General features: G+C 62.7%; 16 protein-coding genes. 8 read left to right on the forward strand and 8 right to left on the reverse strand.

Going from position 1 to position 19,105, the window contains the following annotated elements; genetic code table 11:
• Positions 1–29: 29 nt before the first annotated feature.
• On the reverse strand, positions 30–1,358 hold the full coding sequence (fahA, locus tag RUH75_RS08195; RefSeq protein WP_313804239.1) for a fumarylacetoacetase: 1,329 nt from the start codon (positions 1,356–1,358) through the stop codon (positions 30–32).
• Complete coding sequence (hmgA, locus tag RUH75_RS08200) at positions 1,355–2,644, reverse strand: homogentisate 1,2-dioxygenase (RefSeq protein WP_313804359.1); 1,290 nt, start codon at positions 2,642–2,644, stop codon at positions 1,355–1,357. Before hmgA ends, fahA begins: the two co-directional genes overlap by 4 nt.
• A gap of 109 nt (positions 2,645–2,753) precedes the next feature.
• Between hmgA and RUH75_RS08205 the strand changes: the two genes are divergently transcribed.
• Complete coding sequence (locus RUH75_RS08205) at positions 2,754–3,215, forward strand: MarR family winged helix-turn-helix transcriptional regulator (protein ID WP_313804242.1); 462 nt, start codon at positions 2,754–2,756, stop codon at positions 3,213–3,215.
• Positions 3,216–3,227: 12 nt separating this feature from the next.
• Here the strand turns inward: RUH75_RS08205 and RUH75_RS08210 are convergent, their stop codons facing one another.
• A complete protein-coding gene (locus RUH75_RS08210; RefSeq protein ID WP_313804245.1) occupies positions 3,228–4,121 on the reverse strand; it encodes a LysR family transcriptional regulator in 894 nt (297 codons plus the stop codon).
• 83 nt (positions 4,122–4,204) lie between these two features.
• On the opposite strand from RUH75_RS08210, the gene RUH75_RS08215 reads away from it, so the two are divergent.
• On the forward strand, positions 4,205–4,813 hold the full coding sequence (locus RUH75_RS08215; RefSeq protein ID WP_313804362.1) for a TetR/AcrR family transcriptional regulator: 609 nt from the start codon (positions 4,205–4,207) through the stop codon (positions 4,811–4,813).
• 94 nt (positions 4,814–4,907) lie between these two features.
• On the opposite strand, the gene RUH75_RS08220 is transcribed toward RUH75_RS08215, so the two are convergent.
• From RUH75_RS08220 to RUH75_RS08230, 3 genes are read right to left on the reverse strand one after another with little or no spacing between them, the layout of a single operon-like run.
• Complete coding sequence (locus RUH75_RS08220) at positions 4,908–6,503, reverse strand: family 43 glycosylhydrolase (RefSeq protein WP_313804248.1); 1,596 nt, start codon at positions 6,501–6,503, stop codon at positions 4,908–4,910.
• Positions 6,504–6,538: 35 nt separating this feature from the next.
• Positions 6,539–7,819: an MFS transporter gene (locus RUH75_RS08225; RefSeq protein WP_313804251.1), complete on the reverse strand. Its 1,281-nt coding sequence runs from the start codon at positions 7,817–7,819 to the stop codon at positions 6,539–6,541.
• Between the two features lie 21 nt (positions 7,820–7,840).
• Complete coding sequence (locus RUH75_RS08230) at positions 7,841–8,638, reverse strand: fumarylacetoacetate hydrolase family protein (protein WP_313804254.1); 798 nt, start codon at positions 8,636–8,638, stop codon at positions 7,841–7,843.
• 127 nt (positions 8,639–8,765) lie between these two features.
• Between RUH75_RS08230 and RUH75_RS08235 the strand changes: the two genes are divergently transcribed.
• The 4 genes from RUH75_RS08235 to RUH75_RS08250 all read left to right on the forward strand — a co-directional run bounded on the left by RUH75_RS08235 (position 8,766) and on the right by RUH75_RS08250 (position 13,126).
• Positions 8,766–9,815, forward strand: a complete 1,050-nt coding sequence (locus tag RUH75_RS08235; RefSeq protein WP_313804257.1) for a LacI family DNA-binding transcriptional regulator — start codon at positions 8,766–8,768, stop codon at positions 9,813–9,815.
• Between the two features lie 70 nt (positions 9,816–9,885).
• Positions 9,886–10,719 carry a 5-dehydro-4-deoxy-D-glucuronate isomerase gene (gene kduI, locus RUH75_RS08240; RefSeq protein WP_313804260.1) on the forward strand — a complete coding sequence of 278 codons (834 nt, stop codon included), beginning with the start codon at positions 9,886–9,888 and terminating at the stop codon, positions 10,717–10,719.
• Between the two features lie 28 nt (positions 10,720–10,747).
• On the forward strand, positions 10,748–11,503 hold the full coding sequence (gene kduD, locus RUH75_RS08245; RefSeq protein ID WP_313804262.1) for a 2-dehydro-3-deoxy-D-gluconate 5-dehydrogenase KduD: 756 nt from the start codon (positions 10,748–10,750) through the stop codon (positions 11,501–11,503).
• A 54-nt stretch (positions 11,504–11,557) separates the two neighbouring features.
• Positions 11,558–13,126: a carboxylesterase/lipase family protein gene (locus tag RUH75_RS08250; RefSeq protein ID WP_313804265.1), complete on the forward strand. Its 1,569-nt coding sequence runs from the start codon at positions 11,558–11,560 to the stop codon at positions 13,124–13,126.
• Positions 13,127–13,180: 54 nt separating this feature from the next.
• Here the strand turns inward: RUH75_RS08250 and RUH75_RS08255 are convergent, their stop codons facing one another.
• Complete coding sequence (locus RUH75_RS08255) at positions 13,181–13,573, reverse strand: cupin domain-containing protein (protein WP_313804268.1); 393 nt, start codon at positions 13,571–13,573, stop codon at positions 13,181–13,183.
• On the reverse strand, positions 13,570–14,943 hold the full coding sequence (locus RUH75_RS08260) for a pectate lyase (RefSeq protein WP_313804271.1): 1,374 nt from the start codon (positions 14,941–14,943) through the stop codon (positions 13,570–13,572). Before RUH75_RS08260 ends, RUH75_RS08255 begins: the two co-directional genes overlap by 4 nt.
• 139 nt (positions 14,944–15,082) lie before the next feature.
• Here RUH75_RS08260 and RUH75_RS08265 point away from each other — a divergent pair, with 139 nt between their 5' ends.
• Both RUH75_RS08265 and RUH75_RS08270 read left to right on the forward strand, forming a co-directional pair.
• Entirely contained in the window at positions 15,083–17,950 is a 2,868-nt protein-coding gene (locus tag RUH75_RS08265; RefSeq protein ID WP_313804273.1) for a TonB-dependent receptor, read from the forward strand.
• An 83-nt stretch (positions 17,951–18,033) separates the two neighbouring features.
• Positions 18,034–19,026 carry an alpha/beta hydrolase gene (locus RUH75_RS08270; RefSeq protein WP_409592337.1) on the forward strand — a complete coding sequence of 331 codons (993 nt, stop codon included), beginning with the start codon at positions 18,034–18,036 and terminating at the stop codon, positions 19,024–19,026.
• The last annotated feature ends 79 nt before the right edge of the window (positions 19,027–19,105 follow it).

Consider the following 19,105-nt stretch of genomic DNA (forward strand, 5'->3'; position numbering starts at 1 on the left):
GTCCCAAGCAGGAAAGCGACTATTGCCGATCAATTGTCCGCGCGGATGCCGTGCAGAAACCGTGCAGGCTGGATGACGGCACGGCACTCGCCAAAGCCGATCGGCACATAGCCGTCCGCTCGCGCGACCGCCTTCAGCGCCAGTTCGTCGCCATCTTCCAGAAATGCCCTTTCCTCGCCCGTCGGCAAGCTGATCCGGCGCTTGCCCCCTTCGGTCAACTCCATCAAACTGCCATAGCCGTCGCGCTTGGGCGCCGATAGCGTGCCCGTTCCCAGCAGATCGCCCGGATTGAGGTTGCAGCCATTGGACGCATGGTGGGCGACGATCTGCTGCGCGGTCCAGTACATGGACGAAGCCGGCCCGCGTGACAGCCGCAGCGGCTCCAATCCCTCGGCGCGCATCCGTGCGCTCGACAGATGGACCTCCAGGTCGATCGCCAGCGCCCCCTTCGCCTGATCCCCTTCGTCCCACAAATAGGGCAAGGGCCGTGGATCGCCCTCCGGACGCCCGGGCTGAGCGATGCGGAACGGCGCCATCGCCTCGGCGGTCACTATCCAGGGGGAAATGGTCGTCTGGAAATTCTTGGCGAGAAACGGGCCCAGCGGCACATATTCCCACGCCTGAAAGTCCCGTGCCGACCAGTCGTTGAGCAAACAGAAGCCCGCAATATGCTCCGCAGCCCTGCCGATCGGCACGGGCTCGCCCAGGGCGTTGCCCGCGCCGATCCAGATTCCCAGCTCCAGTTCATAATCCAGCCGCTGGCTCGGCCCGACCTCCGGCATATCCGCATCGGGGGCCTTGCGCTGACCCTGGGGTCGCAAGACCGGCACGCCGGAAGGCCGGATCGACGAAGCCCGCCCATGATAGCCGATCGGCACATATTTATAATTGGGCAGCAACGGGTTATCAGGCCGGAACAGCTTACCGATATTGGTGGCATGATGAATGCCGACGTAGAAATCGGTATAATCGCCGATCGCAGCCGGCAGGTGCGGCACGCAATCCGCCGCCCGATGCAGCAAGGGTTCGACCGCGCCTCGCCACCTCGCATCGCTGAACAGTTCGCTCAGCCGGCGTCGCAGTGCCACCCGGTCTGCCGAAGGCAGCGCCATCAGGGGGTTCAACACCGTTCCGTCCAGCACGGCGGCTGCAGGAGCAGGCAGCAATCCCGCCTCCGCCGCGGCCCTGAGGTCGAAGATCATGGTCCCGATCGCCACGCCCGCGCGGGGCGCCCCGCCCTGCGGCGAGAAAATCCCGTAAGGCAGGTTCTGCACCGGAAAGTCTGAATGACCATCGGCGCGTTCGACCCAGCTCGACCGCGCCGGATCATGGGTTTCGTCAATCTGCGGAAAGTTCATGCCCCATCCCCTTGCGGTAATTGCGCCTTCGTGAAATCCGACCAGCAATCGTCGTAATCCAGCTGGCAAAGCGGCGTTTCCATCGCGAACCGGGTCGGATGAAAGGCGAAACGGCTCTCGAACATAAAGGCCATGGTGTCCGAAATCCGATGAGGCTTCAACTCGGCCGCCACCGCGCCCTCGTAACTGGCCCTGTCCGGCCCATGCCCCGCCATGCAGTTGTGCAACGACGCCCCGCCCGGCGCGAAACCACCCGCCTTGGCATCATAGGCCCCGTGAACAAGGCCCATGAACTCGCTCATCACATTGCGGTGGAACCAGGGGGGGCGGAACGTATCCTCCGCCACCATCCAGCGAGGCGGAAAGATCACGAAGTCGCAATTGGCCGTCCCTGCCCGTTCGCTGGGAGAGGTCAGCACGGTGAAGATCGACGGATCGGGATGATCGTAACTGACCGTGTTGATCGTGTTGAACCGTCGCAGATCGTAGCGACAGGGCGCCAGATTGCCATGCCATGCCACCACGTCGAAGGGCGAATGGTCCTGATGCGTCACCCACAGGCATCCAGCGAATTTCTGGATGATCTCATGGGCCGAATCGTCATCCTCGAACCAGGCCACAGGCGTTTCGAAATCGCGCGCATTGGCGAGCCCGTTGGAACCGATCGGTCCCAGATCGGGCAGACGGAACAAGGCGCCATAATTTTCGCAGACATAGCCCCGCGCCGTTCCGTCTGGCAGTTCCACCTTGAAACGCACGCCGCGCGGGATCAGCGCGATCTGCTCCGGCCCGACCGCCATCACGCCCATTTCCGTGACGATCCGCAAGGCGCCCTGCTGCGGCACGATCAGCATTTCGCCATCGGCATTATAAAAAGCCCGCCTTTCCATCGATCGGTTCGCGGCATAGAGATGGACGGCCAGCCCCTCCCCCGCCGCCGGATCGCCCGCCCCGCAATAGCTGGTCAGCCCATCCACGAAATCCGCCGGCCGTTCGGGGATCGGCAGCGGGTCCCAGCGCAGCCGGTTGGGCGTCGGCGGCACTTCGTCAAAGGGGCCGCTGCGCAATCCCGTCTCGCGCTCATAGGGGCGATAGGCCGGATGATTGGCTGCCGGTCGCAATCGGTACAGCCAGCTCCGCCGGTTCTCTCCGCGCGGCGCGGTGAAGGCCGTTCCGGAAAGCTGCTCGGCATAGAGGCCGAAAGGCACATGCTGCGGTGAGTTGCGCCCTGCCGGCAGCGCGCCCGCCACCGCCTCCGTCGCGAAATGATTGCCGAATCCCGCCATGAAGGCGGCGCTTTGCCGTTCGGCTTCTTTCATCTTGCGCGACTCCAAAAGGTATCAATTGTTACTAATTAGCAGCTTGCGCATGAAGTATCAAATGTTACCATAAACCATGGCCAAAAAGATGCTCCGCCTCGACGATTTCCTCCCCTATCGTCTGTCCTTCACCACCGCGCTTCTTAGCGAGGGCATCGCCCAAAATTATGAAGCGTCATTCGGCATCACCATCCCGGAATGGCGCATCATCGCCTGGATCGCGGAAAAGGGCAGCATCACCCAGCAGCAGATCTGCGCCCAGACCCGCATGGACAAGATGACGGTCAGCCGCGCTGCCATCGCCCTGACGGACCGGGCGTTGCTGCATCGCCTGCCCAATCCGGAGGACGGCCGATCCCATCTGCTGGCGCTTACGGCGGAGGGGCAGCAGCTCCACGCTGCCATTGCGCCTCGCGCTCTGGAACTGGAAAGGCGCATCTTCTCCCATTTCAGCGAAGCGGAGATCGATGCCTTCCGATCCATGCTTCGGCGCATCGATGCGATCGTGCTCAGCGAAGAAGGGAGCGGCCGGGATTAGGGTGGAAAGCGGTCAGTCCCCGAGCCGCCCGGAAATATCCCGCGCCACCGCCAGCACCGCCTGAGCCAGCGGCCCCAGCGGTGCGCGATCCGAAACGATCACGCCTATCCGGCTTCCCTCATCGGCATCAGGCAGGGCAAAGGTCCGCACCCAATCCAGCCCATCCAGCAGCATTGCATGACTATCCGGCACGATCGAACAAAGCCGGCCCTGCCGCACCAGCGCGAACAGCGCGACATAGCTGTCCGCCGTCACCACCGGCCGCAATGCCAGCCCGCGTTCCCCCAGTCGCGCGTCCAATATCCGCCGGTTCTGCATCCCCTGATGCAGCAGGCACAACGGCAACCCCGCCACATCCTCCCATTCCAGCGCCCGCTTTTCATCCAGCACGCCCTGTGCCGCCACCAGCATGTAGCGTTCGACATAAAGCGGCACGGCCAGCGCATGGGATGGTGGCTCGAAATCCAGATAGGTTAGGCCCGCATCCAGCTCGAACGCCGCCAGCTCCCGTTCGATCTGACGCGACGTCAGCGCCCGCACGGAGATGATGAGGCCCGGATGCCGCTCCAGCAGAGCCTTCGCCAGAAATCCGATGGCCGGCATGGCGGCCGGGATGGCTCCCAGCCGCAATTCGCCCTGCAACGGCCCCTTGGCCACTGCCGCCGCCTGCATCAGATTGTCCGCCGCCGCGACCAGTTGCCGTGCCCAGGGCAGGATCGCCCTCCCCTCCTCCGTCAATCCGGCATAGCGTCGGTTGCGCAGGATCAGCCGCTTGCCCAGTTGCGTTTCCAACGCGGAAATCCCCGCTGACAGCGTCGGCTGCGACACATGGCAAGCCGCCGCCGCCCGCGCGAAATGCCCCTCCCTTTCCAGGGCGATGAAATATTGAAGAAGGCGGGTCTGCATGGCCCGTGCCTGATAGGACAAACCGGCCCGGCATGAAACCGGCTATGGACGTCAGGGCATCGGCTCACTATATACCGCTCGGTATGGAAACGCGGACGCATACGGCAAGGGGCCGCCCGCGGGAGTTCGATCCCGAAAAAGCGCTGAGCGCCGCGCTGACCGTTTTCTGGCGGCGTGGCTATGAAGGCGCCTCCATGGCCGAATTGACCGAGGCCATGGGGATCACCAAGCCAAGCCTTTATGCCTGTTTCGGCAACAAGGAATCACTGTTCCGCAAGGCGCTGGACCTCTATGAGCGCGAAAAGCTCTGCTACATCAAGACCGCGCTGGAGGCGCCCACGGCCAAAGGCGTCGCCGAACGGCTGCTGCGCGGATCGTTGGCGATTCAGACCGGCACGACCGATCCTCATGGCTGCCTGGGCGTCATCAGCACGGTTGCCTGCACCACTCAGGCGGAATCGATCCGCGATGATGTGATCGCCCGGCGAGCCTCTTCCGATGCGGCGCTGGCCGAGCGCTTCGATCGCGCCCGCGCCGAGGGCGATTTCCCCAAAACGATCGATCCGCAGTCGCTTGTCACCTATCTCTCCGCCATCACGCAGGGCATGGCCGTACAGGCCAGCGCCGGAACCCCACGCGAGAAGCTGGAGCAACTGGTGGAAACGACGCTCGCCGTCTGGCCCGGAAAGTGACGGAAATTCCGTGCAGAAGGAGCGATTCACCTGCGATGGAGTGTCATTCTGCCTAGGGTTATGATATCGGAAGAAGAGTCGGTATCGTGCTTCTTCACAAGGCCGTAAAGCGGAAATCCCTGAACCGGGCCGCGCCCTCGCCAGCCGAATAGAGGCCCGGCTTCAGGCAAAGAAACCCGCCCCGGACATTATGATGATAGCCGGACACTTCCATGCCCCGGTCGAACCGTCGCCAACTCTTCCCACCATCACCCGAAATATGGAAGGAGACGATGTGGCGATTGTTGGTCACCCGCATGCGTAGCCGTCGTCCATGCGGATTGGCCGGCCGTCCCCGCTCGATGCCATATTGATGGGTGACGAAATGCTGCTCATCGAAGCCCAACCCGCAATACAGCTTTTCGTCATAAAAGAGCAGCAGTCCCGCGACCCCGCCCGGCGCGATCTCGATATCGCATTCGAACTGATAGGCCTGATCGCCCGCCGTCAGCAGCAAGGGCGCGGAATCGCTCGGCGCCTTGCCCGACGCCTTGAGCAGCAGACTGCCATCCTCGACCTGAATCCGCGACGGCTCATCAGGGTGGGGCTTGAAGAAATTCCATTTGCGGCCCAGCGCCAGCGGCCGGTCGAACCGGTCGGACAGCGCCTGCCCATGCGGCAGCGCCTTGCCGCCGCGCGGCTTGCGGATCGGCCGTGACAGATCGCCGCCGGTCACGTGGAACCAGCCGTCGCCGGTCCATTCGATCGGATCGAGCAAGGTCTGCCGACCCAATGTCCAATAGCCATTTTCATAGCCATGATAGACCGACCACCAACTGCCATCGGGCGCCTCGACCAGAGAGGCGTGGCCGCGCGACCACCATTTCTCCGCTATGTCGGTGGTCCGCACGATCGGATTATGCGGGCAATTCTCCCAAGGGCCGTGAATCGATTTGGATCGGGCGGCGATGACCATATGGCCAGTCGGCGGACCCGCGGTGCCGCCGACTGCCGTGATCATGTAGAACCAGCCGCCATGACGAAAAATCTTGGGGCCTTCAGGGGAAAACCCCTCCACATCCCAATCATCGGGATAATGCCAGGGGTCGTAGACATGCTCGACCTCCCCCACGGTGGACAGGCCGTCATCCGCCAGCCGGATGCGGTCGCCGCCCGACAGGAAGAGCCAGCGCGACCCATCTTCTCCCACCGCATGGCAGGGATCGATATGATCGGGCAGCCCCAGCGGAATGGGATCGCTCCACGGCCCATCAATATGGTCGGCCCAGATGACATGGGTGCCATTGGGGTCCGCCTTGACCGGAATGTACAGGAAATAGCGGCCCTCATGCTTTTCCAGGCTCACCGCCCAGACCGAACCGATATTCTTCCGCAACGCCGCCTCGCGCGGCTGCCAGTTCACCAGATCGCGGCTGTGCCAGATGGTGAGGCCGGGATAGGCGTCGAAGCTGGAAAAGGTCATGTAATAATCCTCACCATCCTTCAGGATGGCGGGATCGGCGCGGTCGCCGGACAGGACGGGATTGAGGAAAGTTCCGTCGCCCAGATCAGCGGTGCGCTGATGGTCGAAACCGCGCTTCCAGTCCTTCGCGTCGCGCAACGTTCCGGCTGCCATCGCGGCATCGGGCAGCGCCACCCATGCCGTGCCGGCCAATGCCGCGCCAAAAGCCTCACGCCGGTTCAAATCCATGCGTTCTGTTCCCTTGTCGATTGGAAAATGTCGTATCAGGCGCGTTCGATCGACACACGCGCCAGACGCGGGGACAGCAGGTGCACCGCCAGCAAGGCCAGGAAGTAGGCCAGGCCCGCCACGATGAAGAGCGGGGCGTAGCTGCCGATGCTGTCCAGGATATAGCCCGCATATTTCGCCATCAGCATGCCGCCGACGGCGCCGGCGGTTCCCCCGATGCCGACCACCGATCCCACGGCCGCACGCGGGAACATGTCCGACGGCAGCGTGTAGAGATTGGCGGAAAAGGCCTGATGCGCGGCGGTTGCAATGCCGATCACCAGCACCGCCACCCACAGATTGTCGATCGACTGGGCAAAGCAGACCGGCAGCACGGCAAAGGCGCAGATCAACATGGTGATCTTGCGCGCCGCGTTCACGCTCATGCCCCCGTTCATGAGGCGTCCCGACATCCAGCCGCCCACGACGCTGCCGACATCGGACAGCAGGTAGATCGCCACCAGCGGCGGCCCGAAGCTCAACAGATCCAGTCCATAGCGTTCGCCCAGATAGCCGGGCAGCCAGAATAGGAAGAACCACCAGATCGGATCGATGCAGAATTTGCCGACCGCATAGGCCCAGCATTCCCTGACGGCGATCAGCCTGCGCCATCCAATGGGCACTATGGGATCGGCGGGGTCCTGCTGGATATAGGCAAGTTCGCTTGCGGAGACGCGTTCATGCTCTGACGGAGAACGATAGATGATCAGCCAGGCGGCGAGCCACAGGACACCGAAGATTCCCGTGACGATGAACGCCATGCGCCAGCCATAGGTGATGGTAAGCCATGGCACGAGCAGCGGCGTCACGATGGCACCCACATTGGCGCCCGCATTGAACAGGCCGATCGCGAAGGCGCGTTCCTTTTGCGGAAACCACTCAGTGACTGCCTTGATGCCCGCCGGAAAGTTGCCGGACTCCCCGATGCCCAGGCCGAAACGGGCCAGCGCGAACTGCATGACGCCATGCACGCCGCCATGGGCGACGTGGGCCACTGTCCAGATCGTCACCGCTACCGCATAGCCCAGCCGCGCGCCGATGGCGTCGACGATCCGGCCAAAGCTCAGATAACCTACCGCATAAGCAGCCTGGAACCAGAAGACGATATTGGCATAGTCCGTTTCCGACCAGTTCATGTCTTTCGCCAGCGTGGGTTTCAGTACGCCGATCATCTGACGGTCGACATAGTTGATGGCCGTCGCCGCAAACAAGAGTGCCACGATGACCCAGCGATATCGCCCGGCCATTCGTCCCGTCACCTCTCCAGCCTCGTTCATTGCATCTTCTCCGGCGGATTATTATTGCGGCTGTTGCGGTTCTATGCGGCATCGGACCGACCCCAGGGCACCGAAATCGGCAACGACATGCTGCCCCACGCTTACTTTATGGACACCGGTTACCGCTCCAGTGGATATCCAAGCGCCAGATTGCAGCAGAATATTTCTTGCCGCAAGATTTTCCAGAAGGAAACGAACAGAACCTATTGGACCGTCGGGGAAACTGGCAGCCCGGCCGGCCCCCGCGATCGCACCATCGACTGCAAGCGACACCTGTTGATCGGCAAATGCCAGTGAACGCCAATCCGCGATCTCCGCCCCGATCAACAGTCCATTATTGTTCCCGAAGTCGGAAATGGTGACTGCCGGACCCAGATCATTGATGGCGCCCAGTGGAGAACTGGCGATTTCCAGTCCGATATGAACCGCGCCAATGTGTTCGGCCGCTTCCTCCAAGGAATAACGCGACTTTGCCGGGTCCGGGGTTTTCCCGATCCGTACGAGAAATTCCGCCTCCGCCGCGCCGAAGCCTTGCGGGAAGATCAAACCTTCCGCCTGATCGTCCACGATCTTGATGGTGGGCGCGAAAATAGGACCTGCCAGCCGGTCGACGCCGTATCGATCAGACAGGGGTGGCTGAATCCGGCCCACCTTCCAGCCCCCAACCGCTGCGTCGACCAGATGCATCGCGGCGTCCTGAATCGCATAGGCTTCATCCAGCGTCTGCGGAATGGGTCCAGGATAGTCCGGCAGAGCCACTGCCAGTCGCCTGGCGTTCACGAAGGCATGCGCAATGGCGGCGGGGGACGATACGGTCACAACGATCCTCTCGATTGATCCTGCCTGGATGCACTCAAGAGTAACCGGTGTCAATAGCGCCATCGGTGCACTTTCATGCATCCATATCGCGTCTGGCACCCTCGGCATTCTGCGCTATATAGTGCGCATGGCTAAAGGACATCAGGACGAGGGCGCTTCCGCGAAGCTCACGATCAATGACATCGCGCGGATGGCTGGTGTTTCGAAGAAGACGGTCAGCCGCGTCATAAACCGCTCCCCCCTGCTCAATCAGGAGACGCGGGACAAGGTCGAAAAGATCATCGCGGACACGGGCTATGTCCCCAATCCACAGGCGCGCGCCCTTGCCCTGGGCCGGAATTTCCTGATCGGCCTGGTGTTCGACAATCCCAATGCCCAGATGGTGCTCAGCATGCAGAAGGGCATATTGGAAGCCTTGCATGGCACGGAATTCGAACTGGTCGTGCGGCCGGTCGATCGCGGCTCCGGTTCCGTCATGGAGGATATTTTGAGCTTCGTGACGCGCCAGCGGCTGTTCGGCGTCATCGTTCTTCCACCGCTTTCCGAAAATGACATGCTGCCGCAATTGCTGGATGAGGCGGGATGCCGTTATGTCCGGATGGGGTCTGCCCTGCTTGACGATGCGGAACATATGGTCGCCTCGAACGACCGGGATGCCGCTGCCGAGGCGGTTCGCCATCTGATCGGGCAGGGCCATCATCGCATCGGCCTCATCGCGGGGCCCCATGGCTTCCGGTCGGCCAAGGAAAGGCGCGAGGGTTTCGAAATGGCCCTGGCCGAAGCGGGGATCAGCCTTCCCCGCAGCTTCGTCGCGGACGGGCAATATACGTTCGAATCGGGCATTGCCGCCTCGGAAAATCTCTTCGCCCTCTCCCCGCCTCCGACCGCGATCTTCGCCTGCAATGACGAAATGGCGGCAGGCGTTCTCTATGCGGCGCGGTTGCGGGGCATGGATGTGCCCGAACAGCTTTCGATCATCGGTTTCGATGATACGCCGCTTACCACGCGCGTATGGCCGCCATTGACGACCGTGCGCTGGCCCATCGCGGCCATGGGGCGCGCTGCCGCGCTCAAGCTGATTGGCACGGCCATTGGCGAGGAGTCGGAAGTCAGCGAGCCGTACCTCTTCAATTCCATCCTGATCCGCCGTGGTTCGGTCGCGCCTCCATCGTCCTGATCCCGATTACCCTTGACACCGGTGTCCAGATATGGTGCCCCCAGCAAAAGCCCCTGCATGGAGATTCCCTGTGTTCGAGAAGACCTATCACGCGACGCATCCGGAGATGATGGAGTGCGTGGACAATGAGTCCTTGAGGGACCGCTATCTGGTTGGCGGCATGTTCGTGGAGGGGCAGGTCGTCCTCAACTATTCGCATAATGAGCGCTTCGTGATCGGCGGCGCGGTCCCCGCCGGCGGCAGCCTCAAGCTGCCCGACCAGACCGAACCGGCCTCGGCGGCGGGCCACCCTTTCCTCGAACGCCGCGAAGCGGGCGTGGTGAATATCGGCGGCCCCGGCGCGATCAGCGTCGACGGTGTGCGTCATGAGATCGGCAACAAGGAATGCCTCTACATCCCCATGGGATCGAAGGAGGTCCTCTTCGAAGGCGCCGCAGCGCGTTTTTACATCGCCTCGCTCCCCGCGCACAAATCCTGCCCGATCAGGAAGGTCACGCTGGCCGAAGCGAACCCGCTGGAACGTGGCGACCTCGCCAACTCCAACCACCGCACCATCTACCAGCTCGTCATCCCCGGCGTGTGCGAAAGCGCCCAGCTCCTGATGGGCCTCACCGTCCTCGAAACCGGCAGCGTGTGGAACACCATGCCCCCGCATCTCCACGACCGCCGCAGCGAAATCTATCTCTATTTCGACTTGGCCGGCGGCGACCGCGTCTTCCACTATATGGGCGAGCCGGACGCCATGCGTCATATCGTCATCGAGAATGAGGAAGCGGTCATCTCCCCGCCCTGGTCGGTGCACATGGGCTCGGGCACGAAAAGCTATGCCTTCATCTGGGCGATGGGCGGCGAGAATCTCGACTATACCGACATGAACGTGCTGGACATCTGCCAGCTGAAGTAAATTCGTCATCCCCGCGCAGGAGAGAATGATGACCAACCCCTTCGATCTGACCGGCAAGGTTGCCATCGTCACCGGCGCCAATACCGGCATCGGTCAGGCCATTGCGCTGTCGCTGGCCACAGCTGGCGCCGACGTCGCGGCCGTGGGTCGCACCCCCGCGCGGGAAACCGTCGAAAAAGTCCGCGCGCTGGGCCGTAAGGCGGAGATCATCTCCGCCGACCTCTCCACCATCGAACCGGTCCAGCGCGTCGTCGACGAGACGCAGGAGAAGCTCGGCGCCTTGGACATCCTGGTCAACAATGCCGGGATCATCCGCCGCGCCGACAGCGTCGACTTCACCGAGGAAGACTGGGACGCTGTGATCGACACGAACCTCAAAGTCCTCTTCTTCCTCTGCCAGGCGGCAGGGCGGCACATGCTTGCCCAAGGTTCAGGCAAGATCATCAACATCGCCTCGCTACTGTCCTTCCAGGGCGGCATCCGCGTACCTAGCTACACCGCGTCGAAGAGCGGCGCGGCCGGGCTCACCAAGCTGCTCGCCAATGAATGGGCGGCCCGCGGCGTCAATGTGAACGCCATCGCGCCGGGCTATATCGCGACCAACAACACCGCCGCGCTTCAGGCCGACGAAACCCGCAACCGCCAGATTCAGGAGCGCATCCCCGCAGGACGCTGGGGCGACCCCGGCGACATTGGCGGAGCCGCCGTGTTCCTCGCTTCCAGCGCAGCCGACTATATCCATGGCCACACCCTTGCCGTCGATGGCGGCTGGCTCGCGCGCTGACCGGTTAGCGCCAGAAGGAGCAATCAACTCTCCCAGTCCGAAAAAGGAGAAGCCATGCCCGACATCGACAGGCGAACCGCGCTCACCGGAGCAAGCCTGCTCGCGACGGGGCTGGCGATGCCGGCTTTCGCAGCGCCACGATCCACTATTGTCCGAACCCGCAACGGTCGGGTGGCGGGAACGCGCGAAGCCGGGCTGCACGTCTTTCGCGGCCTGCGCTATGGTCAGGATACCGCGCGCTATCGTTTTCAGGCGCCGCTGCCGCCGGAAAGCTGGCCGGACATAGCCGACGCGAGCCGGTTCGCCGCCTCCTGCCCGCAACAATCCCGGCAGGAGCATGTGAGCGAGGATTGCCTGTTCCTCAACATCTGGACGCCCTCGCCCGATCCACGCGCCAAGCGTCCGGTCATGCTCTATATCCACGGCGGCGCCTATTCCAACGGCAGCGTCGTTGATCCGCTGAACGATGGCCGCCATCTTGCCGCGGCGGGGGACGTGGTGGTCGTCACGGTCAATCACAGGCTCAATGCGCTGGGTTATCTGTATCTGGCGCGCCTTGATCCGCGTTTCGCGGATAGCGGCAATGCCGGACAGCTCGACCTGATCCTCGCGCTGCGCTGGGTGCGGGACAATATCGCGGCCTTTGGCGGCGATCCCGAATGCATATTGCTGTTCGGCCAGTCCGGCGGCGGGGCGAAGATCGCCACGCTGATGGCGATGCCCGAAGCCCGGGGACTGTTTCATCGCGCCATCACCATGAGCGGGCAACAGGTTCTGGCCTCAGGTCCCGCCAATGCATCGCGTCGCACGGCAGCCTATCTGCGGCATCTGGGCGTCAGCGGGAACGATTTGTCACCTTTGCCCGGCATGCCGGTAGAACGGTTGATGGAGGCGTTGGCCACCGAAGATCCGATCCTGAGCGGCGGACTTTACATGGGACCGGTGCTGGACATGAAGTGGCTGGAGCGTCACCCCTTCTGGCCTGATGCGGCGCCGCAATCCAACGGCATCCCCATGATGCTGGGCAATACCCGGGACGAGACGCGCGCCTTCATCGATCCCAATGGCGCAAGGCTCAAGGGGCTGAACTGGAGCAATATCGCCCAGCGACTGGAGCCGGAACTGCGCATGGACATATTGCCGGAATGGGTCGTGGCTCAATATCGGGCGCAGTTTCCCGACTGGAGCGCCGAGCGGGTCTTCTATGCGGCCAGCACCGCCGGACGAAGCTGGCCCGGACAGGTGATCGAAGCGGAAGCCCGCGTGAGGGCAGACGCGAAAACCTGGGTCTATCAGGTGGATTTCCAGTCCCCCACCCAGCCGCGGCGTGGCGCGCCGCACACCATGGACATAGCCTTGGCCTTCGGCACGCTGGATGCCCCCGGTTCCTTCACCGGCACCGGCATGGACGCGCAGACGGCGTCACGGGCGGTGATGCAGCGCTTCCTTGCCTTTGCGCGGCGGGGAAACCCCAATGGCACGGGAATGTCGGACTGGCCGGTTTATGACCTTGAAAGCCGGCCGACGATGATCTTCGACGTGCAAAGCCAGGTTGAAAACGATCCACGCAAATGGGAACGCGAACTTTTCGCTCGCGTCCCCTATGTCCAGCCCGGCAGTTGACTCTGGTTATTCCTTGTTTTCCGTGCAGATGATTTCATCTGGCTCGAAATCACTCTAATCCTTCACTACCGGATAGCTGATGATCAGCGCCAGCGGTTCCTTGCCCAGTTGCCGGATGCCGACCTGCGCGCCGGTGTAGAGATAGGCGGTCATGCCGGGGCCGACGCGCTTCCTGATGCCGTCGGATTCCACCTCCCCCTCGCCGGAGAGGACATGATAGACCTCGTCATGGGCGATGGGATGAATGCCGATGGCCGATCCGACATGCAGGATGCGCTTGCGGAATTCCATGGTGCGCGGCTGGGGCACGGCGTCGCTGATGCGATAGGCCGTGCTCATGCCGATCCTGCCATGAGGAGTCGGCTCCTCCCGCATGACATCGCGTTCGTCGATCACGGCCATGGGCGGCGCGGCCGCGGCCAGCATGAGAGCAATGAACGGGCTCATTTCGGGCTTTCTCCCTGGCGCATCATCTTGTCGCGGTCGGACAGATGTTCCGTGATTTCGTCCTTCTGCCCCGGATAGCGGCCGGATTTCGGTTCCATCGTATCGAGGTTCCAGTCCGCATCGACAAAGGGCGCGCGGGTCGGCTTCATGGTCGGATAGCCGCCCACCTGCTTTTCATCATCGATGATCTCGCCCCGCCCCTCCGCCACGAAGAAGAGCACGCGCAGGTCATCGGCGTCCCGGTCCCATGGACGGGCGCCGGCGTGCCAGAGGACATGCGTTTCCACGTCTCTCGCCGGTAGCACGTCCAGACCGTTCCACGCGACCGGCGGCGCCTTGGTTTCGATCAGCTTCGCGCGGGTTTCGCCATAGCGGCCGAACATCGGCAGCGGCTGACCGAATTTGTCGACGGCGAGATTGTCCTTCCCATGATATTCCAGATCGCCGTCACCACCCAGCGTCAGGAAGGGCAGCCCCTGCGCCGTGGAGACGCCACCCCGAAGAACATTGCCGATCGCGGTCAGCTTGCCGGTCTGATAGGGATGCTCCCCCCATTCCAGCGCCATCAGATTATAATGCACGGCCCGTTCGCCGGGGTCATAGATGATGTTGTTGACCACCTCGGCATGGACGCCGCCCTTGAGCAGCGGGTTGCGCTCCTTGTTATGGGCGTAGATATTGCGATAGATCAGAATGCCGGTCGCATTGTCGTGGATTAGCGTTCCTTTGCTATGCTCGCCCTTGGGATGACTGGCATTGGCCAGCCCCTCCGCCGCCAGGTTATAGCTGTAGGTGATGTCGTGCGAAGTATGCGAGCGCCATTCCTCCGGAGTCCTGCCCTCGAAGCGAGGACCGGAAGCGGACATGTTTTCGTCGATCGCCCAGCTGAACGTGCAATGGTCGATGATGACGTTGCTGGCCGCGACGGTGGACAGGGCGTCCGCTTCCCAACCGCTCATCAACAGCTGGCCGTCGACGCCGGTGCGAACGCGGATGTGGCGCATCACGACATCATGGGTGGCGATGTCGATGCCGGCACGGATCAGCGTGATGCCGGGCGATGGGGCGGTCTGGCCGGCTATGGTCAGATAAGGTTCGCGGATGGTGATCGTCTGGCGGCCCATGTCGATGACGCCGCCGACTTCGAAGACGATGATGCGGGGCCCCTTCGCTTCCAGCGCGGCCCTGAAGCTGCCGGGGCCGTCAGGGGCGAGCGTGGTGACGCGAATGATGCGGCCACCCCGCCCTCCGGGGGTTTCCGAAGCCCAACCTACCGCGCCGGGAAAGGCGGGCCTGGCGATGGCCGGAACCGCTGCAAGCGACAGGCAGCCAAGGGCGACGACTTGAACGATGGAGCGAAATGGAAACATTCGTGGCCTCTCCTTTTCCACTTCTTGACATTGGATTGCCGTGGCTGCAAGAAGCAAATGACACCGGTGTCCAAAAGAGACAAGGCGACATAAGGCCGCTCAGAATCGGGCAGGCCGGTGCAGAGGAAGGGATGTCGTTATGAACAATTCTAGCCTGGCTGCTTTCGCGCCTTGCACCCGCTGGTTTTCAGCCGTTTCCTTGGCAGCACTTGCTGTTGCCGGGGCGCAGGCGGCTGTGGCGCAAGACAATGTCCCCGCAGCCACCCAGGCCAACGCGCAGGCGGCCGGCGAGTCGGGTGCTGCCGACATCATTGTTACCGGTTTCCGTCAATCGCTGGGCGCCGCGATCAACCTGAAGCGGGAGTCAGTGAGTTCGGTCGACGCGATCGTCGCTGAAGATATCGCCAAATTCCCCGACCAGAATCTGGCCGAATCCCTACAGCGAATTCCGGGCATCTCCATTCAGCGCGACGGCGGCGAAGGCCGGGCGATCACCGTCCGCGGCCTTGGCGCGCAATTTACCCGCGTGCGCGTGAACGGTCTGGAAACCGTGGCCACGTCGACGGATGGCGCCAGCGCCAATCGGGATCGCGCCTTCGACTTCAACGTGTTCGCGTCGGAACTGTTCAGCTCGCTCGTCGTGCACAAGACGGCGGAGGCTTCGCTGGACGAAGGATCGCTGGGCGCGGTCGTGGACCTCAACACAGGCAATCCGCTGGCCGGCAAATATGGCCTGACGCTGGTGGGATCGGCGACGGCCACCTATAACGACCTGTCGAAAAACTGGGGTCCGCGCCTGGCGGGCATCGCATCGTGGAAATCGCCCGATGGTCGTTGGGGAGTCGCGGTGTCGGGCGCTTATTCGACGCAGGACAATCTGGAACTGGGCAATAATACGGTGCGTTGGGCGCAGGCGCGCTTCGATTCCGTCAATGGCACGCGCTGCTTCACCCAGCCCAATAGCGGCGGCACTTATGTGGCGGGATCGCTCTGCAATCAGGCTGCCCTCTCCTTCCACCCGCGCATCCCGCGCTATGGCGAGGTGCGGCATGACCGCGAGCGGCTGGGCATCACCGGATCGATCCAGTTCGCGCCGACCGATGCGACCAAGATTTCGATCGACGGCCTCTATTCGCGGTTCAAGGAAACCCGCGAGGAAAAATGGGGCGAAGTGCTGTTACGCTCCAATGAACGTTCGATCGATGTCGTCAATCCCGTCTACGACAGCAACAGCAACATGATCTCCGCCACGCTGAATGATGCGTGGGTCCGCACCGAACATTATCTACGCAAGTCCAGCACCAAATTCTACCAATTGGGCGCGACCTGGGATCAGGATCTGTCCGACAGCTTCCGCTTCACCCTGCTGGGCGGGCTTTCCAAATCCAATGCCGACATTCCGGTGGAAACGACCATCGTGTTCGATGACCGCGACGCGCAGGGTTATAGTTACGACTATACGAACATGCGTCATCCCAAGCTGGCTTTCGGCACCAGCGTCACCGATCCGGCCAATTTCCAGCTTGCGGAAATCCGCGACCGGCCGTCCAATGTCACCAACCGCTTCAAGACCGCGCAACTGCGCACCGAATGGGACGTGGCAGAGGATTTCACGGTGAAGGCAGGCGGCGTATGGCGCCGTTTCGACTACAAGGCCGTCGCATTCCAGCGTGACACGGCTGTCTGCGGCAATGGCGGCAGGGATCTGGTGCTGGGCACCCTCAACTGCTCGGCCAGCAGCGTTTTCGGTCCATCGGCGGTCTATGGCTTCCCCGTCGCCGCGAACATGGCGGAGCTGTTCACGCTGGGCAAAGCGGGCCAGCCTTCGGGCACGACCACCCAATGGCTGGTCCCCGATCTGGATGCCGCCGCCGCCTACACCAATCTCTATTCCCGCCCGCTGTTGCTGGACGTCAGCAATAACCGGTCGGTGCGGGAGGAAGTCGGCGGCGGCTATGTGCAGTTCGATGCCAAGGGCACGCTGCTCGGCCTTGACTATGCTCTGAACGCGGGCATCCGCTATGCCCATACGGCGCAGACCTCCACCGGCATCAACGGCACGGTCCCGGTCACCTTCAGGCGGGGCTATGAAGACTGGCTGCCGTCGGTGAACCTGGCCCTGTTCCCGACGCAGAACATCATCGTCCGCGCTGCCGTGGCCGATGTCATGACCCGGCCGTCGCTGGGCAATCTGACGCCGGGCGGGTCGGCGGACGGTTTCCAGTATCGCATCACCTTCGGCAATCCCAATCTCGATCCCTATCGGGCGACCGCCTATGATCTGGGCGTCGAATGGTATTTCGCGCCCCAGTCGGTCTTTTCCGTCGCCTTGTTCAAGAAGGACGTGCAGAGCTTCCCGGTATCGACCACCATTTCCAATGCGACCTTCACCCAGACCGGCCTGCCCGCGTCGGTGCTCGTCAGCAGTTCGCCCGCGGCGTTGAACCCGGCGCAGCAATCGATGCCGATCTGGACGATCTCCACGACGGTGAACGGCACCGGCGCCTCACTGAAGGGAGCTGAAATCGCGCTGCAAATGCCGTTCAGCTTCCTGCCCGGCATCCTCAGGAATTTCGGCATGATCGTCAACGCGACCTTCATCAAGTCGAATGCGACCTATCAGGTGTCGGGACCCGCCGTGGTGCCGGGCGGCGGCCTGGTCAACGGCCCACGCGACAGCACCCTGTTCGGCGTGTCGAAGCGGGCCTTCAACGGCACGCTCTACTATGAGGATGAGAAGTTCAGTGCTCGCGTGTCGGCCAGCTATCGCGGCCCCTATGTCGATCAGAACAGCGGCACGGGCAATGTGTTCGAAGGCTATAATTCGACCGTCAATGTCGATGCCTCCGTCCGTTACAAGCTGGCAAAATGGGTCGAGCTGTCGCTGGAAGGGATCAACCTGACCGACGAATATCGCGATCGCTACACCGACGTCGATGCCAACCGGAATTATGAGTATAATCATTTTGGCCGCACCATTCAGATCGGTGCCCGATTCAAGATGTAACCTTTCTCTCGGCTCTTTCAGAAGGCGAGAGCTGGCTGGCCGTCGACTGCACGCGACGGCCGGCCTTGTTCCCTGGAGGCAGGATGCAGGAAATCGACCGGCGGATGGTGATGATGGGCGCCCTGGGCGGCATGGCGCTGACCCAGCCAACATGGGCGCAGACGTCACCGCCGGGCGCAGGCACCGGTGATCCTGACGAAGCAATCGATCTTTGGCCGGGCAACGCCCCCGGAGTGCCGGTGAAACCCCCGGTCGAAACGGTGACGGAGCGCAGCAGCAATCCCGCCCTGCGTGATCGGGCGGTCACGGGCATCGTCCGACCACGGCTGGCCCTGTTCCGCCCAGCCCGGCCCAATGGCGCGGCGATGCTGGTAATGCCGGGCGGCGGCTATCAGCGGGTGGTGATCGATAAGGAAGGTTATGAGATCGCACCGCTGCTGGCGGCTCGGGGAATCACGGTTTTCGTGCTTTTCTATCGCCTGCCGGGCGAAGGCTGGGCGGACCGAAGCAACGTACCGCTGGCCGATGCGCAAAGGGCGATGCGGCTGATCCGGGCAAGGGCGAAGGACCATGGCATCGATCCGGCACGGGTCGGCGCCATGGGGTTTTCAGCCGGAGGGCATTTGTGCGCCGATCTGGCGACGCGCTTCGATCAACGGGTCTATGCGCCGGTTGACGGCGCCGATACCTTGTCGGCGCGGCCGGTATTGGCGGCGCCGATCTATCCGGTGATTTCCATGACGCCGCCGGTCGCCCATGCGGGATCGCGGGAGATGTTGCTGGGGCGCGCGCCGAATATGGCGTTGGAACGGCTCCATGGCCCGCACCATAATGTAAGCACCGCCACCCCGCCCTGCTTTCTGGTCCATGCCGAGGACGATCCGACCGTGCCAGTGGAGAACAGCCTGCTTTTCCGGCAAGCGCTCAAGGAGAAGGGCGTGCCGGTCGAGACGCATCTTTTTGCCGAAGGCGGCCATGGTTTCGGCTTGCGCGGTGCCGTGGGGAAACCGGCGGCGGCCTGGCCGGGATTGTTCCTGGCCTGGGCGAAGGCGCGAGGATTCATCACCACCGGCTGAAGGACGCAAATGTTCCTATTTCCGCATTTTGCGAACCAAGGGCTGTTTCAGCCGACTTCAGAATGCTCTAGCAGCATGC

Source organism: Sphingobium sp., assembly GCF_032153725.1.
Classification (GTDB): Bacteria; Pseudomonadota; Alphaproteobacteria; order Sphingomonadales; family Sphingomonadaceae; genus Sphingobium.

Coding starts and splice junctions, on each gene's coding strand:
- fahA (WP_313804239.1), bottom strand. CDS start 1,358: ATGAACTTTCCGCAGATTGACGAAACCCATGATCCGGCGCGGTCGAGC.
- hmgA (WP_313804359.1), bottom strand. CDS start 2,644: ATGGCGGGATTCGGCAATCATTTCGCGACGGAGGCGGTGGCGGGCGCG.
- RUH75_RS08205 (WP_313804242.1), top strand. CDS start 2,754: ATGGCCAAAAAGATGCTCCGCCTCGACGATTTCCTCCCCTATCGTCTG.
- RUH75_RS08210 (WP_313804245.1), bottom strand. CDS start 4,121: ATGCAGACCCGCCTTCTTCAATATTTCATCGCCCTGGAAAGGGAGGGG.
- RUH75_RS08215 (WP_313804362.1), top strand. CDS start 4,205: ATGGAAACGCGGACGCATACGGCAAGGGGCCGCCCGCGGGAGTTCGAT.
- RUH75_RS08220 (WP_313804248.1), bottom strand. CDS start 6,503: ATGGATTTGAACCGGCGTGAGGCTTTTGGCGCGGCATTGGCCGGCACG.
- RUH75_RS08225 (WP_313804251.1), bottom strand. CDS start 7,819: ATGAACGAGGCTGGAGAGGTGACGGGACGAATGGCCGGGCGATATCGC.
- RUH75_RS08235 (WP_313804257.1), top strand. CDS start 8,766: ATGGCTAAAGGACATCAGGACGAGGGCGCTTCCGCGAAGCTCACGATC.
- kduD (WP_313804262.1), top strand. CDS start 10,748: ATGACCAACCCCTTCGATCTGACCGGCAAGGTTGCCATCGTCACCGGC.
- RUH75_RS08250 (WP_313804265.1), top strand. CDS start 11,558: ATGCCCGACATCGACAGGCGAACCGCGCTCACCGGAGCAAGCCTGCTC.
- RUH75_RS08255 (WP_313804268.1), bottom strand. CDS start 13,573: ATGAGCCCGTTCATTGCTCTCATGCTGGCCGCGGCCGCGCCGCCCATG.
- RUH75_RS08260 (WP_313804271.1), bottom strand. CDS start 14,943: ATGTTTCCATTTCGCTCCATCGTTCAAGTCGTCGCCCTTGGCTGCCTG.
- RUH75_RS08265 (WP_313804273.1), top strand. CDS start 15,083: ATGAACAATTCTAGCCTGGCTGCTTTCGCGCCTTGCACCCGCTGGTTT.
- RUH75_RS08270 (WP_409592337.1), top strand. CDS start 18,034: ATGCAGGAAATCGACCGGCGGATGGTGATGATGGGCGCCCTGGGCGGC.